The sequence below is a fragment of the Nitrospira sp. genome, from assembly GCA_030692565.1.
In the GTDB taxonomy this organism is placed as follows: Bacteria; Nitrospirota; Nitrospiria; order Nitrospirales; family Nitrospiraceae; genus Nitrospira_D.
The window spans coordinates 26,702-42,482 of the sequence record JAUYAO010000058.1; the positions used below are offsets into that span (position 1 = coordinate 26,702).

At 57.8% G+C, this 15,781-nt stretch carries 18 protein-coding genes and 1 tRNA gene; 1 reads left to right on the forward strand and 18 read right to left on the reverse strand.

Annotated elements, in window-relative coordinates; genetic code table 11:
- Positions 1 to 13 precede the first annotated feature (13 nt).
- The 11 genes from Q8N04_16780 to Q8N04_16830 all read right to left on the reverse strand — a co-directional run bounded on the left by Q8N04_16780 (position 14) and on the right by Q8N04_16830 (position 10,482).
- Positions 14 to 562 (reverse strand): hypothetical protein, encoded by a 549-nt coding sequence (locus Q8N04_16780; protein ID MDP3092330.1) that lies wholly within the window; start codon positions 560 to 562, stop codon positions 14 to 16.
- 74 nt (positions 563 to 636) lie between these two features.
- Positions 637 to 1,872: a PilW family protein gene (locus Q8N04_16785; protein MDP3092331.1), complete on the reverse strand. Its 1,236-nt coding sequence runs from the start codon at positions 1,870 to 1,872 to the stop codon at positions 637 to 639.
- A 47-nt stretch (positions 1,873 to 1,919) separates the two neighbouring features.
- The gene (locus Q8N04_16790; GenBank protein ID MDP3092332.1) at positions 1,920 to 2,438 is read right to left on the reverse strand and encodes a prepilin-type N-terminal cleavage/methylation domain-containing protein; all 519 of its coding nucleotides are present in this window, start codon (positions 2,436 to 2,438) and stop codon (positions 1,920 to 1,922) included.
- Between the two features lie 23 nt (positions 2,439 to 2,461).
- Positions 2,462 to 2,974 carry a prepilin-type N-terminal cleavage/methylation domain-containing protein gene (locus Q8N04_16795; GenBank protein ID MDP3092333.1) on the reverse strand — a complete coding sequence of 171 codons (513 nt, stop codon included), beginning with the start codon at positions 2,972 to 2,974 and terminating at the stop codon, positions 2,462 to 2,464.
- Between the two features lie 519 nt (positions 2,975 to 3,493).
- Entirely contained in the window at positions 3,494 to 3,910 is a 417-nt protein-coding gene (locus Q8N04_16800; GenBank protein MDP3092334.1) for a type II toxin-antitoxin system VapC family toxin, read from the reverse strand.
- A 535-nt stretch (positions 3,911 to 4,445) separates the two neighbouring features.
- Positions 4,446 to 6,257 carry a GspE/PulE family protein gene (locus Q8N04_16805; GenBank protein MDP3092335.1) on the reverse strand — a complete coding sequence of 604 codons (1,812 nt, stop codon included), beginning with the start codon at positions 6,255 to 6,257 and terminating at the stop codon, positions 4,446 to 4,448.
- 28 nt (positions 6,258 to 6,285) lie between these two features.
- On the reverse strand, positions 6,286 to 7,758 hold the full coding sequence (locus Q8N04_16810; protein MDP3092336.1) for a hypothetical protein: 1,473 nt from the start codon (positions 7,756 to 7,758) through the stop codon (positions 6,286 to 6,288).
- 27 nt (positions 7,759 to 7,785) lie between these two features.
- A complete protein-coding gene (locus tag Q8N04_16815) occupies positions 7,786 to 8,526 on the reverse strand; it encodes a hypothetical protein (GenBank protein ID MDP3092337.1) in 741 nt (246 codons plus the stop codon).
- Entirely contained in the window at positions 8,523 to 9,002 is a 480-nt protein-coding gene (locus Q8N04_16820) for a prepilin-type N-terminal cleavage/methylation domain-containing protein (GenBank protein ID MDP3092338.1), read from the reverse strand. Before Q8N04_16820 ends, Q8N04_16815 begins: the two co-directional genes overlap by 4 nt.
- Positions 8,999 to 9,433 carry a GspH/FimT family pseudopilin gene (locus tag Q8N04_16825; protein MDP3092339.1) on the reverse strand — a complete coding sequence of 145 codons (435 nt, stop codon included), beginning with the start codon at positions 9,431 to 9,433 and terminating at the stop codon, positions 8,999 to 9,001. The genes Q8N04_16820 and Q8N04_16825 overlap by 4 nt, the downstream gene beginning before the upstream one ends.
- A gap of 278 nt (positions 9,434 to 9,711) precedes the next feature.
- Complete coding sequence (locus Q8N04_16830; GenBank protein ID MDP3092340.1) at positions 9,712 to 10,482, reverse strand: prepilin peptidase; 771 nt, start codon at positions 10,480 to 10,482, stop codon at positions 9,712 to 9,714.
- Between the two features lie 221 nt (positions 10,483 to 10,703).
- Here Q8N04_16830 and Q8N04_16835 point away from each other — a divergent pair, with 221 nt between their 5' ends.
- Positions 10,704 to 10,982, forward strand: a complete 279-nt coding sequence (locus Q8N04_16835; protein MDP3092341.1) for a LuxR C-terminal-related transcriptional regulator — start codon at positions 10,704 to 10,706, stop codon at positions 10,980 to 10,982.
- Here the strand turns inward: Q8N04_16835 and rlmB are convergent.
- The 7 genes from rlmB to Q8N04_16870 all read right to left on the reverse strand — a co-directional run bounded on the left by rlmB (position 10,979) and on the right by Q8N04_16870 (position 15,638).
- Positions 10,979 to 11,758, reverse strand: a complete 780-nt coding sequence (gene rlmB / locus Q8N04_16840) for a 23S rRNA (guanosine(2251)-2'-O)-methyltransferase RlmB (GenBank protein MDP3092342.1) — start codon at positions 11,756 to 11,758, stop codon at positions 10,979 to 10,981. The two genes, Q8N04_16835 and rlmB, sit on opposite strands and share 4 nt — an antisense overlap.
- Positions 11,733 to 13,241: a cysteine--tRNA ligase gene (gene cysS, locus Q8N04_16845; GenBank protein ID MDP3092343.1), complete on the reverse strand. Its 1,509-nt coding sequence runs from the start codon at positions 13,239 to 13,241 to the stop codon at positions 11,733 to 11,735. Before cysS ends, rlmB begins: the two co-directional genes overlap by 26 nt.
- A 9-nt stretch (positions 13,242 to 13,250) precedes the next feature.
- Positions 13,251 to 13,889 (reverse strand): DedA family protein, encoded by a 639-nt coding sequence (locus tag Q8N04_16850; protein MDP3092344.1) that lies wholly within the window; start codon positions 13,887 to 13,889, stop codon positions 13,251 to 13,253.
- Positions 13,890 to 13,892: 3 nt separating this feature from the next.
- Positions 13,893 to 14,696 (reverse strand): 5'/3'-nucleotidase SurE, encoded by an 804-nt coding sequence (surE, locus tag Q8N04_16855; protein MDP3092345.1) that lies wholly within the window; start codon positions 14,694 to 14,696, stop codon positions 13,893 to 13,895.
- Between the two features lie 119 nt (positions 14,697 to 14,815).
- A tRNA-Pro gene (locus Q8N04_16860) sits at positions 14,816 to 14,892 on the reverse strand.
- Between the two features lie 76 nt (positions 14,893 to 14,968).
- Entirely contained in the window at positions 14,969 to 15,319 is a 351-nt protein-coding gene (locus tag Q8N04_16865; GenBank protein MDP3092346.1) for a MerR family transcriptional regulator, read from the reverse strand.
- 43 nt (positions 15,320 to 15,362) lie between these two features.
- Entirely contained in the window at positions 15,363 to 15,638 is a 276-nt protein-coding gene (locus Q8N04_16870) for an integration host factor subunit alpha (GenBank protein ID MDP3092347.1), read from the reverse strand.
- Between the last annotated feature and the right edge of the window lie 143 nt (positions 15,639 to 15,781).

The following is a 15,781-nucleotide window of genomic DNA, read 5'->3' on the forward strand; positions in this document are numbered from 1 at the left end:
CCTCCGACCCTGGCTACAGCGCCCGGCGCTTACAGCCATCCGAATCGGTGCCAAAAAGACAGTCGAATACCGCAATCACACGACTCGTCGCCCCGGTGGCGGCATTCGCCGCCGTACAATCGACGCGGTAGAATATATCCAACGTCTTCTCGTCATTCCCCTGGTTACTCCCTGCCCGATGTTTGTTGTAGAGATAGTCAATGTCGCCGTTTACCAGATAGTTGTTCACTGTCATCGTGATATTGGGGGCATTCCCGGCGCCCACCGCCACATCCGGATTGTTTCGCATAGAGGAGGGGATGCCAATGATTTCCTGATAGGTCGTCCCCGCACTCGCCGCTGGCACAGGGCCCGCCGGCGCCACAAATATGGCCGGCAGGTTATTGCCGGAATCATGACTTCCTTGAATCACGTTGACCGACATGCCCACACAAGCTTCTGCGGCGTCGGTGCCCTCCTCGACCATCCTGACTGCGCCGGCCATCGAGTTTTCCAAGCCGGTCATCGTGAGCGCGGATACGCCGAGCGTGCCGGCCATCAGCATGATCATCATCACGGTCATGAACGTTGTGCCCCGCTCATCAAGACCCAGCGAGTCTTGCCTGCATGCTTGAGCCCAAGTACCATCAGCATGTCTCATGGATATGCCCTCATATTTCGAAGCTCAACCGTGCGAGTCTGCACCCGTCTGCGAAACTGCATATAGGCTTGCTGTTGAGCCGGCGTAGTGTTATCGCCGAACGCAAAGACCCCGGTTGCATGATTATGGTCGCTCACGTTGATAATCCCGTTACTGTTCGATACGTTCGTCGAGATGCCTTCGCCCAGCCCCTGGTCTAATTGCGTTTGCCGGGCGACGATCGACACTTGCGCCATGCGGATCTTCATCGGCGTCATGGACGCGCCGAACGGCGCCGCCGTGCCGAACCAATTCCTATTGGTCACAAAATCGGGGGCATCGAAGATGCCATTCCCACTCAAATCGTCGATCTGCCCATCAAGACTTGCGGACCTGATCATCGGACTGCAGCCATCGCACGCATATTCCAACTGGAGGTCTTCGACCCCATCCATAATAGGCACACAGTTCGCGTTGACCTGATTGCAGTTCGGCGACGTGCCCGGCAATACCAGCGCGGCGGGAACCGCCCCACGCACGAGACAGGGCGCCGACCCCTGGCAAATATTGAGGGCGTCAGGGGGCGGAATTACTTGATAGGTAATGCACTGCACCAGATAGACCTGAGTTCCGGTACCAAACGCCGTCGGATCCTGGATGGGCGGATTTATGGTCAATCCACCAGGATTCGCTGCTAGGATGGTCGACCCGGCCACTCCGCCGATTGACACCACATTTCCCGGCAGTGCGAGAAACCCGCCAGAGAGCGCGTTGCCCATCCCCGTAGTGGCATTCGCCGGCATCGGTATGTTGGCAATCGGCACCTTTGGTCCTCCGATTGTCCCATTCGGCGGCACAAACACCTGCCACAAGGCTCCTACCGCCGTAATCGAATTCGTCATCGGAACGACCATTGAGATGGAGTCAGGTCCGAAATCGGCTCCTGCCGGGGAGTTGTCCACAGGAACAAGTGCCGACGGAGTCCCGTTGATATGACACCCCCCGACGGGTGTCGTGAGTCCCTGCATCCCGAAACCGGCCAGTTTCAGATCGGCCGTGATCATATCGAGGGCATTGCGGGCTGTGGCTTGCGTATTGCCCACCTGCCCGCTGACCCTGGCGCCCTTCTGAGTCACGGTCAAGGCCCCGAATCCAGCCGCGAGCAGCGCCGTCGTCATCATGGTCGCAACCATGACTTCCGTCAGCGTAAATCCAGCTTGGGCCTGGTTCCGGTCATGCGCCTGTGCTGTCATAGATTCACCTAGTCCTTCTCGTCTGACTCAGGCCGACTGCTCACTGGTTACTCAGGAACGATAAGCGTTTGAAACGCGACGGTTCTGGCTCGCTGTGTCGATGCTCGCTCATTCCAGTTCACTCTGACCGTGACTTGCATCGCTCCGGATCCAGCCGGCCCCACCGAAGTCGCAGTTACCAGACCAACTCCGTTCACGAGGTTTGAGCCTAAAATCCTCGCCCGCCACTGAGCGCAATCCCCCTGCACCGTCTGAATCACCTCCGGCTTGTTGGACGGGATCGGTGGGATGCCCAGCGGTGGCGGTGCCGGAAGTCCACCTACAAGGCAGTTGCCGACACCAGTGGTATCAAGATTGTGGTACGCCCAGGAGTACTGCCGATTGTTCTGGATCCGCTCCATCATGTCGGCGGCGATGTTCGTCACAATGGATAAATCGTTGGCATCCACATTCTTGCCGAAAGACACGCCCTGCATGGCTGCCATACCCATCACACCCACGCCGAGAATGGCCGCCGAGATCAGTACCTCTGCCAGCGTAAACCCCTGTTCGTTGCGTACCTTCATGATGGTTTCGCCTGCTCCTCTCTTCATGATGTGGCGTTCAACACACAAGGGTTGATGGCCTGCCGACACCACGTCACTTTTCCCGAAGGCGCGAGTGAGATCGTGTAAATCAGACTAGGGTTACGTACGCTTTGTAGTTGAATTGTCTGAGCCGCCAGAGGCGTCGTGCTCAGCCCTCTAGGCGTATAGCCGATAGGGTTAACTGGCAGTGGCAGGACAAATCTCACATTTAAAGGCAAGGTCTCTGCTCCAAGTGGCGCGGTGAACGTCACCTGGTCCTGGCCCATCGGTATATTGGCAGGAGTAGCCACAATCATAGCGCTCCGGCTAATCGCCGCAGTGCGAGCCATGAGGAGACGGTTATAGAGCGTCGTCGTTGTTTGATAGAGCTCGTACTTGGCATACATGAACGTCAGATTCGGAACGGCCAGCGCCGCAGAAATTCCGATAATGACGACGACGATCATGATCTCAAGAAGGGTGAACCCCCCTTCCTGTGTACGGACCTTGCGTAGCCTGTTTGATCTAGCGTGCATCATGGCACCCCCAACCGAGCAAGGGGCATGCCGTTACTGAGGCTTTTGCGTTACAGCTTAACTGCTGGATTTATCAAGACTTGTTCGAAACAAGACTGAGCGTGTGATGGTCGCTTTTCGCGCAATGTGCCGACAAATTTTGGCCGGGAGTCTGTGCCAATGCGCGCGCGCGCCCTTGCGGTCCGAGATGGCGCGACCCTCAAACGCCCCACTGGTCACTACATATAATGGTGGTTGGCTGAAGGCTGGAGATGCGGCACAGACAGGTTACGAAAGGGGGCTCTTCAGAAAATCGAGCGGGTCAAGAACCTGGGTCTTGGGCCTATCGTGTCACGCTCCCCTTTCCGATGCCTCCCCTTCGTAAGGGGAGGTGAGGTGGGGTCGAGTCTCCGCAGGCGGTCGTGCGCTCGTGCCTGCCGTGCTTGTCCCCGTGGCCCCCCCCCCGGCTTCGACCTCCCCTCGCCCCTCCTTACAAAGGAGGGGAAAGAGAGAGGAAATACCCGGCCGTCACCAGGCACGTTAGGGTCGCGCAGCGAGTACGGAGAACTGATGCGAGTGCAGGAGCCGCTCATCGGCCGTCAGCAACGTCAAGCCATAGACAGCGGCAGTCGCGGCAAGAAACCGATCGGCTGGGTCTTGATGGGAAAGATCGATGTGCCGGCTCATCACCGCAACGGCATGCGTAAGAGGCGCTTCACGAAATGGGATCGTATCCAGCAGACACTGAATCCATGCGGCAGGGTCGGGTTGAAGGTGAATACGCTTCTTCTCAGCCAACAGATGCACTTCCCACAGCGTGATGGGCGACAGCCAGAGTTCGTTGTGGAGATTTTCTAACTCGGCTCTGATCTCTGCCGATAGGTGACCCGGTTCAAGCACGCTCCAGAGAAGGACGTGAGTATCGAGCAACAGCTTCACGCGCGAAGAGCTTCCCATTCCTCAGAGCCGGAAACAGGATCGATAATATCACCCGTAATGGCGCCGGAACTGGAGAACGAGCCAAGCCATGACTGTGGCATCGATGAGGGAGGGGGGGGCCCCACCTGAGCGATGGGCTCCCCCTTGCGGAGGACCAAGATAGGTTTCTTGGTTCGGTTGACTCGGGCAAGAATAGCCAAGCACGTCGCCTTGAACTGAGAAATCGAGACTTCTTCCATCTCAGAACGCTTTCGTATTTTACTCATGGCAAGACACTACCATGGTCGATGACTATGGTCAAACACGATGCCCCTCATCAACCATTACCTACGCCAGTCAGTTTCGGAATAAGGGATCGGCTAGTGGGAAGACCGGGGGGTTCAGGCTGATCGCTGTCGCGTGCTGTGTATGCCGTTCTGATCCCTGTGGCCCCCCGACTTCGCCTCCCCTCGCCCCTCCTTACGAAGGAGGGGGGGAACAGGGGATGGCCGGCGTCATTCCGAGCGTGCCACCTCGTTCATGTACCCACACGAAATCCAGAAGCACCGGATTTTTATTTCACGGCCACGGCACGGACTTGCCTATAGGTGGTGACGCCTTCGAAAATTTTCTGAATCCCATGTTGGAGCAGTGTCACCATCCCCTCACGCCTCGCGACACCCGCCATCTCTGCCGTTCTGGCCCGAGACTGAATACAGCGCTTTACCTCATCTGAACCGACCAGCAACTCATGCAGCGCCATCCGGCCTTTGAATCCGCTCTGATTGCAGCGCTCACATCCACACGCGCGATAGAAGTTCAGCTCTGGCGAATACGTGACTCCGACTCGGTCCCAGTCACACGCTCCATAGGCTTGAACCAGGTCGTCAAACTCCTGCCGATCCGGAAGGTACGCCTCTTTGCAGTGCGCACAGAGGCGCTTGCACAATCGTTGCGCCAGCACGCCTAGCATCGCATCGGAAAAGTTGAACGCATCGCACCCCATATCCAACAGTCGCGTCACGGTCTCGACGGCACTATTGGTGTGCAGCGTGCTCATGACCAGATGACCGGTCAGTGATGCCTCAATCGCGATGTCCGCGGTTTCTTTATCGCGCATCTCCCCGATCATGATGATATCCGGATCGGCCCGCAGAAACGCCCGCATAGCCGCAGCGAAGGTAAAGCCGATCTTGGGGTGCACCTGCACTTGACGGAGCCCCTCCTGGGTCAGTTCGATCGGATCCTCTGCCGTCACGATCTTGCGGGCATCGGTATTCACCTGCTTCAACAGGGCATGCAAGGTCGTCGTTTTCCCGGACCCGGTCGGACCCACGCAGAGGAGAATGCCCTGCGGACGTTCGGCCAACTCCTTGACGGCCTGCAAGACGCCCGGCATAAACTCCATGGCCTCCAACGGCATCGGGATTTTCGCCGTTAAGAGTCGCAGCGTGACATCTTCGTTTTCTCCCGCCGTCGGGAGCGTCGCCACACGCAGTTCAAGCTCCCGATCTTTTGCGAGACGATAGCGAATCTTGCCATCCTGCGGTTTGCGTCGCTCCGCGATATCCAGATTGGCCATGATCTTGATGCGTGACACCACCGCGCGCCGGTAGCCGGAGGGAATCTTCATGTAGGGGAAGCAGGTCCCGTCAACACGGAAGCGCACCGCGGTGTCACGCCCGGTCGAATAGGGTTCGATGTGAATATCCGAAGCCCCGAGCCGGTCTGCCTCCGCGATCAATTGGTTCGCCAGTCGTACAATGGCGGAGTCATGCTCGGTAATCTGCTGCACGTTGCCGTCAGCCTCGTTCCAGACCTCATGCACGAGTTCGCCGAGAATGTCGGCGATCGCCCCGCGAGCCGACTGCTCGGTGGCCAGAAGCAACCACTTTTCGAGATCGCGCCGTAGTCCAACCACGACTCGAATCGTCAGCCGTGGGAATGCCCGACGGATGTCCGGATCTTTATCGAGATCCTGAGGATCCGTCCTCAAAATCTCCACCACCGCTCCCTGCCGCTTGATCGGCACCCACGCGCTTTTCCTGAGATACTCAACGCGCAGATTCTTGAGGAGCGCCACCTCTAGAACAGCGCGCTCGTCATACGCAAGAAACGGGCAGCTAAAATACTCGCTGAGCACGGCGCCAAAGTCGGACTTGGCAACGTGATACGTGTCGAGGAGGAGCGACTCCAGGTCAACACCTTCCACCCGTACCGCCTCAAGCGCTGCTTCCATCTCATCCTGACTGAGCACGCCGCGAGTCACCAGTAGCGTCAGGAGACGGCGCTCCCGATCCATACGAGCAGGCGGATTCTTGCTTAGCGGACGTTCTACGTTGTTAGACGGATTCGCCTTGGGGAGCTTGTCGCCTGGACTCTGCACTCTTCACCTCCTCCCTGCTACGTCGGTATCATTCATATCGGACCGTCCAGGTCCCGGGCGCGCGCATAACAACCGGAATCCCGCGAAACAGTCCGCGCCCCATCTCGTGGTCGTACCACAGCTCCATGGTCGCCCCCGGGTGAGTCGTCGCAATCGTCCCTTCCGCCGCTACGGCCCCGAACACCCGCACGGAGCGATCGAGCGTGATATTCCCGACGGCATAGAGCGCCCCGTTCAGATGAATATTCGAGAGTTGAACGGTGGTCCGGCTGCCGGCCGCCTCGCTTCCTCCGGCAGGGGGGCTCAGTACCGACAGGGACTGCCCCGACCCGGCAGGACCCACCATGACATGACCTTGCACGACAAGGACCGCTTCAAGGTACGCCGTACTCAGCCGAACCACCCCGAGGTTATCCGTCCGCGGAGCCTTCTGATCCAACGTGTCGATGAAGATGAGTCCTCGGGTATCGCCAACGCTGCGTGAGCGGAGGTAGTCGTCTGGAGCCACACCACGGCCTGGCTCTACTGCCCCATTCAAATACAGGAGACCATCCCGATCGATTGCCACGTAGGTGCCATGTTGCTTGGCAAATTGCTTGAGCTGCTCGTACCCCCAGCGATCTCTCCGCACCCCGGGAGTCGGATGCCGATTGACATGGACATTGAGGGGAAGCACGACACTACTGCTTTGCCCCGGTGACAATTGCATGAGATGAACCGGCCCCCCTACTAACATCGACAACCACCGGTCTTCGCGGTGAGACATATCGCGATAACTCACACCGGTCACCGGTGCGCTGTCACTCTGCGAAGGGAGATCTTCCACCCGCTGCACAATCAGATCCCCTCCGACGGTCAGGTCTCCCCAATGCACCAGCGCACCCGACTCCGGCGCAACCTGAGGCACACCAAGATTGCCTCCAACCTGGATCCCGGCCCGCAGTGCCGGAATTTCCAGGGCACGGAGTTGCATCGAGACCGCATGTCTCACGGAAGAACTCACCGTCGCGACTGTTGCGTCGACGGTACAGAGCAACCCGGGTGCGCTCGGGGCATAGACCTTCAGCTCTTGCACTGAACCGAGATCCTGCAGGAGCCGAAACATTCCTGTCTCCGCATCGTTCAACAAATGGTGATCTGCACTCCGTGAAGCATCGAGCCACACATCGGGACGATCGGCCGTTCCGATGAATTGAGACCGGCCGGCCTGGTCGAAAAATGAGGGACTTCCCTCTGAGGACGACTGCCGCTTGGTCAGGAACGCCGCCAAGGCCGACGGGCTGGTGTGCGGACTATGAAACCAGGCGATGACCAGATCTTGCGCCGCATCAGCCACGGCCTGACCCACAGCGACCTCGGTGGCTCCCGAGGCGCTCGACGCCTCTTGCCCTGCCAGATCCAGCAACGCCGCGCCCACCAGCGCCAGCACCAACGCAAGAATGATGACCCCCAACAGCGCAATGCCCTGTTCATGTGATGAGTGTGTTTGAACCGTCTTCATGGCGCCTGACTCCTTTCATCCGATGCGCTAGGAGCGCACCGTGACTTCTCGAATGACTTTGGCATCACCGACAACCGGCAGAAGTTCCACAGCGACACGAAGGATCCGGCCTATGCCTGCACCAGCCTTCCCCCACTCATCCCAATACGACAATCGCACGGACTGCAGATCGCCGATCAACACCCCGGCGCCTCCATCAATCTGCCGCATCAGCTGCGTGCGATCTCGGTCATCAACCCGGGTGTAGTACGTGACCCGATTGCGCACCTCTACCGACGCGCCAGCCGGATAGGTTCCCCCAACCGGGCCACTCAGCAGGAGTTGGCTGCGCTGACCTGAGCTCCCCAGTCGGTGGGACTCGCACCCGCTCATCCCACAGAGCACCACCGTTTTCCCTGCGTCCCACCCACGGCCGTTCTGCACCGGCAAAACGGTTTGACCGGCCGCGACAGAGGCGGTGGTCACCGTCCGCAACCCATGGATGTTGGCGGAAAACTCAAAGCGATCAGACCTGGCAACGACAATGGTCGACGACGAAGCCATGCGCACTTCCTGCTCAAACACTTCCAATCCCACCCGCATCTCTTGTTGGGCGGCCATAATGCGTTGCTGTCGAACAGCCTGGGCCTGCACGATGTTGAACGCCTCCAGGCTTCCCGCCAACACCAACGTTCCGATCGCCAACGCCACCATCAGTTCTGACAAACACACCCCGGACGGTGAGATCAGGATTGTCAGCCACCGGTGATGTCGAGTCGGTCCGCTCATCGGGCTCCTGTAAATGTCGGATTGGCCCGCACGGTTCCCAGCTCCACCACCCGCACGCCCCCGACCGCCGGATAGGATGCCGCCGCCCGAATCGTCACCCATCCGGCCATGCTGAGCGGCCCGAGACGGTCCATCGCCACCGTCCACTTCAGGGTCACCCCGTCATGCTCCCACTGAGCCGAGTAGATGCCATCTCCGGCCGAAACATCGGCCCCCTGACCATCATCCGCCATCATCACATCCGTCCTGCCGTCGTGGTCGAGGTCATCCTGCAGAAGCGCCTCCCACCGCACGGACCGCTTGGCTTCCAAGCGCCCCTGCGCCAGGGCCAACGCCCTGGTCTTTAATGTCCCCTGTTGAACCAGCCTGGCAGACACCTCAAGCGCCGCCATCCCTCCCATCACGACAATCGTTGAAATAGTCATGGCGACCATCGCCTCCACCAGACTGAAGCCCCTGTCGTAACGCCGCGTCATCGAATTGAGACTCGTCCGGTAAGACTCACGGTGATGGTGCGGGCATGCCCCTGGCCGTTGCGGAATTGAATCGTCGTGGCGGTCGCAGAACGACCGCTCGGATGAAAGACGACATCCGGTCCCGCGCTCGGCTCATCAATCTCCAGCCCTTTGTGCTGATATGACAACTGGTGATGCTGCACGCGATCGTTGCCGACCTGGGCGACGATGGCCTGGCGTTCTTGGTCGAATACCAGCCGGACACGGTCTCGTTTCGAGATCGCCCATTGCCTCGCCCAACGGAGTTCAGAGGAAACCTGCTGCGCAAATACATCGGCTTGCATGCGCGCGTTCAGCATCATCAGATTGGGAATGGCCAACGCCGATACGAGTCCGACGATGGCCATCGAGGTCAGTGCCTCCGTGAGGCTGAACCCGCTCTCACTCTTCACCACTGATGTTCTATTTGTGCTGCATCGGTTCATACTCAGGTGTCATATCAAGAGCTGTACCCGACGCCCGAAGCTCTGCATTTCGATATGAGCCGATAGGAGCAAGACACTGATCCCTTTGAATTGCACAGGAAATTCAGCAGTAATTGGAGGGAATAGCCGCGAAGCCTGGGCATCGTGACCGACGCGCGGAGCGCATGACCGCGTGACGAGGCGGATACAATCCGGAAAGGAATAGATACAGAGGAGAGCGAATAGCGTGAATTGGGGGGATGAGATTAGCCCGCCAACAACCCCTGGTACCACTCAAGAAGGGGGGCTCCAAAGAAGAGGGCGCTCACTGCGCCCAGGACCAGGAAGGGGCCAAAGGGAATATACTCCTCGCGCTTGATCACCTGCGCCGCAAGTAGCGACACGCCGACGACCGATCCGACCAGGGATCCAATCATGATCGTCATCAATGCCAACTTCCACCCCAGAAATGCCCCGATCATGGCCAGTAATTTGATATCCCCGCCGCCCATCCCTTCTTTGCCGAACAGATAGGGACTGGCCCAGGCGAGCAGCCACAAAATCCCGCCACCAACGAGGAGGCCCACAAGGCCATTCAACAATCCCAATGGCAGGATGGTTGCGGCACTCACCAGCCCTAACACGATCCCGGGAAAGGTGACGGCATTGGGAATAATCTTATGGGACAAGTCCGTGCCCGCCACCACGAGCAAGGCGGAAAAAAGAATGGCATAGACCGCCGCCACCAACGTAGGCCCAAAAACCCACAGCATGGCCAGATACCCAACAGTATTCAACGCTTCTACGACAGGATAGTGGAGCGGAATGCTGACGGAACAGGCGCGACATCGACCGGCAAGCATCAGATAGCCCAGCATCGGTACGTTGTCGTACCAGGCGATCGGCTTGGAGCAGGCAGGACAATGGGATCCTGGCCAGACAATGGATTCATGGCGAGGCAGTCGGTAAATGCACACATTGAGAAAACTCCCAATGAGTGCGCCCAAGAGTCCCACGATGAGATACAACTGCCACATACCGCACCCTGTCCTTCTGGAAACCGTGAAGACGTCCAATTTCTCTCTAGCTGGTTACGAATACTCTTGTTTCCGTACTCAGTAACCCTACTAGGGCCATTATGCTTGCATTTACACTTATTAAGAACGTCTCTATACTTTTGCTCGCAGCGCGCCTGAGGCGCAGCCGCGCGAATCCAGTATACCTCAAGCCCCGGCGATTCAAAGGAGAACCGACGATTATGGCCAAAGCAACGACCAAGCCTCGGGTACGCAAATCCCTTGCTGACCTCGAGCCCCCTCCCCGCAAGAAACGGCCGGAGTCGCTCACCGCACGCGAACAGGAAATCTTAGAATTGATCTGGGCCGGATTTAAGAATAAGGAAATCGGCACCAAGCTCAAGATCAGCGTGAAAACGGTGGAAGCGCACCGCGCGAACATGATGAAGAAGATGCGGGTGTCCAACACCGCACAACTCCTGAAGAACGCCATTCAAGGCGGCGTGCTGAAGATCCGCTAACGTGTGCGGGGTGGTGCGGGCACTGCGCGCTGCCGCACCGCCTCGAAGAGCGTCACTGCCGCAGAAGCCGATACATTCAGCGACTGCACATGCCCCTTCATCGGGATGCGAATCCGCTCATCGCAATGCTGTAAAACGCCGGGACGAATCCCCGCGCCTTCTCCCCCGAAAACCAACCCGACAGGGCCTCGGAAATCCACGTCGGTGAACAGCTTCGTCGCCGCCGGATCCAATCCGTAGATCCACACCCCTGCCGCTTTCAAAGACTCAAGCAGCCGGCTGGTATTCGTCACGCGGGCAACGGGGATATGGTCGATCGCCCCGGCCGATACTTTCGCCACGACCGACGTCAGCCCGGCCGCCCGCCGCTCAGGAATAAACACCCCATGCACCCCGGCCCCTTCGGCCGTGCGAAGTACCGCGCCAAGATTATGTGGATCTTCCACGCCATCGAGAATCACGAGTAACGGCGGCTCGTTCCGTTTGGCTGCGCCGGCAAGAATGGAATCTTCCGTCTGATAGGCCTTCGCCGCGGCAAAAGCCACGATGCCCTGATGTCGGCCGCCGGGAGCCAGCCGATCGAGAGACGCGAGCGGCTGGATATGAACCGGCACATGCAGCGCCCTGGCCAACTGCACCAGTTCCGCGAACTGCTTATCAGTCCGGATCACATGCAGCCGCTGCAACGGCCTGCTGCCGGCCTTCAGCGCTTCCCGGACCGCATGGAGACCGTAGAGAATCTCCTGGCTGTCATCGCTTCCATCGGCTGGTGCCATCGGGCTTGTCCTCAATGATGATGCCTTGGGAGGCAAGTTCGGCTCTAATTTCATCAGCGCGTTTAAAGTCCTTCTTTTTCTTGGCTTGAATGCGCTCAGCAAGCCTCGATTCGATTTCTGAATCAGGCATTCCCTCTTTCTGCACTGCCACGACAGCTTCACCAATACCAACTACCACAGACATACTTTTTGAGACCCCAACAGCTTCGCGCACCATCTTCCTTGTCGAACTAAACTGCCAAACATCCAACTGGAACAATCCCAGCATGCTACCAAGGGATCTGAACTCTTCTCTTGCCGTCTTCCTTGCCTGCGTTGATAAACCCTTCTGGATCAGTTTGTTTACTTCGCCACGCAACTGCAGAAGTGCGGCCAAAGCTACAGGTGTATTAAAATCATCATCCATACCCCTTCGGAAGGTCTCTCCAGAAAAACCAATTGCAAACTGGAGCTCATTATCGATGCCTGAAGAACCATGCTCCGTCTCCGACAGCCGATTAAAGAGATCATAAAAGCCATCTAACGCCTGTTTTGCCTCCTTCAAGGCTTGATCTGAAAAATCGAGAGGTCCGTGGTAATGGGTGGAAAGGAGAAAGTAGCGAAGCATTTCGCCCGTGACTTCTTCCGGCCACTCCGATTTTTCAAAGATCTCTCTGATCGTGAAAAAGTTCCCCAGCGACTTGGACATCTTCTCTTGATTGATCTGCACAAACCCGTTGTGCATCCAGTAGCGGGCAAATTCTTTCCCGGTAGCTCCGCACGATTGCGCGATTTCGTTCTCATGATGCGGGAAAATGAGATCCATCCCGCCGCCATGAATATCGAACGTCTCGCCCAGGTGCCGAATGGACATGGCGGAACATTCGATGTGCCACCCCGGCCGTCCTTGGCCCCAGGGGCTCGGCCAGGCCGGCTCGCCAGGCTTGGCGCTCTTCCAGAGAGCGAAATCCATCGGGTGCCGTTTTCGCTCGTCCACACCCACCCGTGCCCCGGCTTGAAGATCGTCCATCTTCCGCTTGGAGAGTCGCCCGTAATCTCCGTACTTGGCAACTTCGAAGTAGACATCTCCGTCCACTTGATACGCCAAACCCTTTGCGATCAGGGTTTCGGTCAGCCGGACGATGTCGGCCATATGCTCGGTGGCTTTCGGTTCGATCGACGCGGGGCGCACGCCCAATCGTCCCATATCATCGTGATAGGCCTGAATGTATGTCGCAGTAATCGCGTCGCAACTGACATGCTGTTCATTGGCGCGTTTGATGATCTTGTCATCGACATCGGTGAAGTTTTTGGCAAACTCGACGCGAAAGCCGGAATATTCCAGATACCGCCGAACCACATCGAACACCAGAGCACTACGCGCATGCCCGATGTGGCAATAGTCATAGACCGTTACCCCGCACACGTACATGCGTACGATGCCGGGCACGAGCGGTTCAAACGCGTCCTTCTTCCCTGTCAACGTGTTGTAGATTTTGAGCATGAGGTCAACCTACGGCAGTGTCGCGCGCCTCTTCGGCCAGTGCGACCAAATAAAGAGCCCAATGATGATGGCCAGAATCACACCGATCACGATATCAAACCCATGAAAATATTGCCGCAGATCTTCCCAATGCTCGCCCATCTTGAACCCGATATACGCAAGGAGGTAGCACCAGGGCAACGCACCGAGAAACGTGAACAGCACAAAACGAGGGAAGTTCATCCGGGCGATGCCGGCCGGCAATGAAATAAATGTGCGCACCACCGGCAGCATCCGGCTGAAAAACACCGCGGCTTCCCCGTATTTCAGGAACCAGCGATCGGCAATGTCGAGATCTCGATGCGACACGAGAAAGTACGGGCCATAACGCTCCACGAACGGGCGGCCACCCCAAACCCCCGCGTAGTAGGCTGCAATAGACCCGACGACGTTTCCTACCGCCCCGGCCAATGTGACCCCGAGCATCGTGAACTGCCCGGACAGCACCAGATAGCCGGAAAACGGCATGATAATCTCGCTGGGCAACGGGATGCAGGCACTCTCCACGGCCATAGTAAACAGAATTCCGGCATACCCGAATCGGGAAATGCAGGCGATGACGAAGCGGCTCAGCTCGCCGATGATCGCTTCAATGAGACTTCCAATCACCGATCACCCCTTCCGCCGGGAGGCTGACTGCGGATGCGGCTTGGGGCGCACCAACTTACCTTGGATCATCGGTTCCCAGGCGCGAAAATGATCGAGGACGGCGTAGTTGGTGCAGTCCAGATGGATCGGGGTCACCGACACCCGTCCCTGTTCGAGCGCTTCATGATCGGCGTTTTTGCTCCGGCTCCAGGATACCCGCGTCCCGGCAATCCAATAATACTTTCTGCCATGCGGATCGAGCTTTTCGATGATGGGGTTATGAAAGCGCCGCCGACTCAGGCAGGTGACCCGAACTCCCTTGATGGCCCGCAACGCACGATTCGGCACATTCACATTCAACAACGTCTCGTCCGGCAACCCCTGCGCCAATACCTGCCGCACAATACGCGCGGCATAGTCCGCGGCGACAGGAAATCGAAAAGTCTCTCGACCCTCCTGCGAGACGGCAATCGATGGAATGCCGAGAATCGTCCCTTCCATCGCCGCAGAGACGGTGCCTGAGTAGAGCACATCATCGCCGAGATTGACGCCCTTGTTGATTCCGGATACCACGATGGCAGGAGGCTTCGGCATTACCTTGAGCAACGCCAAATTTACACAGTCCACCGGCGTGCCGTTGACGGAAAATGTGCGTGGAGCCAGACGATGGAGCCGAAGAGGCTTATGCAACGTCACGGCATGAGCCACAGCGGTCCGCTCTCGATCCGGCGCCACCACCCACACCTCGCCGACCGCCTTAAGCGCTTCGGCCAATGCCGTCAGGCCTGGCGAGTCGATCCCATCGTCATTTGTGACCAAGATTCGCATGTGATTCCAGTCATAAAAAAAGCTGCGCGAAGCAGCTTGTTTTCCATCCCTGCAGCCGACCGAAAGGCCGCGCCACTATCGCTGCCTCATGCTCAGCCGCTAAGGGGCTTCGAAAAGATTGGTCGGGGCGGCGGGATTTGAACCCACGACCACTCGCACCCCAAGCGAGTACGCTACCGGGCTGCGCTACGCCCCGACATCTTCTCTGTATGATTCAATCTCTATTCTCGCTTGTGCAACCCCGGAAAGGCAATGGGGATGTTACGGAAGACTTATCGTGAATGCGCGTCGATGATTTTCACAATGGCCTGGAGATCCCCGCGCAGCTTCTTGGCCAACTCTTGAGGGGTGAGCTTTCGAGAAGCCGCCCGCCCGCGCCTGGCCCAATACCGCTTCACTCCCTCCAGCGTATGACCTTCGTCATACAACATCCGCTTAATTTCAAGGACGGTCTCAATGTCCCGACGAATATACAGCCGCTGATTTCCCCGACTTTTCTTCGGGCTCAGGAACTTAAACTCAGACTCCCAAAAACGTAGCACATAAGCAGGGAGCTTCGTCAGTTGACTGACCTCCCCGATTTTATAGAAAACTTTGCTCCCCAGCCTGGGTTCAATCCCCATGACCGGCCCTCATGCGGTGGTCGCGATGTAGGTCTCGCGATAGCTACGAATTGACGTACTTCTTAAAGACTTGGCTAGGGCGGAATGTGACGACGCGACGCGGGGTAATCCCAATTTCTTCTCCTGTACGAGGATTGCGCCCCTTGCGAGAACCTTTGCTGCGAACGACGAAATTGCCGAAGCCCGCAATTTTGACGGACTCACCTTTTTGCAGCACCGACTTGAGGAGATTGAGCACAAGTTCAACGATATCGGCCGCCTCATTTTTCGAAATTCCTACCTGCTTGAATATCTCGTTCGCGATATCAGCCTTTCTCATGCCACCCCCCTCCGTAACCGCTGCGCATTCCCATCACACAACCTCCGATGAAGTTGCACTCTAAAGACGGAAAGTTCTGCTTAAGTTACGTGAGGTTACGAGTTCTGTCAAGAATAAACATTGCCGGACAGGCGGGAGGAGCT

What these genes read in the sequence shown, in the direction of transcription:
- surE (MDP3092345.1), bottom strand. Translation starts at nt 14,696, where the DNA reads ATGCGAATCTTGGTCACAAATGACGATGGGATCGACTCGCCAGGCCTG.
- Q8N04_16780 (MDP3092330.1), bottom strand. Translation starts at nt 562, where the DNA reads ATGACCGTGATGATGATCATGCTGATGGCCGGCACGCTCGGCGTATCC.
- Q8N04_16810 (MDP3092336.1), bottom strand. Translation starts at nt 7,758, where the DNA reads ATGAAGACGGTTCAAACACACTCATCACATGAACAGGGCATTGCGCTG.
- rlmB (MDP3092342.1), bottom strand. Translation starts at nt 11,758, where the DNA reads ATGGCACCAGCCGATGGAAGCGATGACAGCCAGGAGATTCTCTACGGT.
- Q8N04_16820 (MDP3092338.1), bottom strand. Translation starts at nt 9,002, where the DNA reads ATGACGCGGCGTTACGACAGGGGCTTCAGTCTGGTGGAGGCGATGGTC.
- Q8N04_16790 (MDP3092332.1), bottom strand. Translation starts at nt 2,438, where the DNA reads ATGAAGGTACGCAACGAACAGGGGTTTACGCTGGCAGAGGTACTGATC.
- Q8N04_16865 (MDP3092346.1), bottom strand. Translation starts at nt 15,319, where the DNA reads ATGGGGATTGAACCCAGGCTGGGGAGCAAAGTTTTCTATAAAATCGGG.
- Q8N04_16870 (MDP3092347.1), bottom strand. Translation starts at nt 15,638, where the DNA reads ATGAGAAAGGCTGATATCGCGAACGAGATATTCAAGCAGGTAGGAATT.
- Q8N04_16830 (MDP3092340.1), bottom strand. Translation starts at nt 10,482, where the DNA reads ATGTGGCAGTTGTATCTCATCGTGGGACTCTTGGGCGCACTCATTGGG.
- Q8N04_16795 (MDP3092333.1), bottom strand. Translation starts at nt 2,974, where the DNA reads ATGCACGCTAGATCAAACAGGCTACGCAAGGTCCGTACACAGGAAGGG.
- Q8N04_16785 (MDP3092331.1), bottom strand. Translation starts at nt 1,872, where the DNA reads ATGACAGCACAGGCGCATGACCGGAACCAGGCCCAAGCTGGATTTACG.
- cysS (MDP3092343.1), bottom strand. Translation starts at nt 13,241, where the DNA reads ATGCTCAAAATCTACAACACGTTGACAGGGAAGAAGGACGCGTTTGAA.
- Q8N04_16800 (MDP3092334.1), bottom strand. Translation starts at nt 3,910, where the DNA reads ATGGGAAGCTCTTCGCGCGTGAAGCTGTTGCTCGATACTCACGTCCTT.
- Q8N04_16815 (MDP3092337.1), bottom strand. Translation starts at nt 8,526, where the DNA reads ATGAGCGGACCGACTCGACATCACCGGTGGCTGACAATCCTGATCTCA.
- Q8N04_16835 (MDP3092341.1), top strand. Translation starts at nt 10,704, where the DNA reads ATGGCCAAAGCAACGACCAAGCCTCGGGTACGCAAATCCCTTGCTGAC.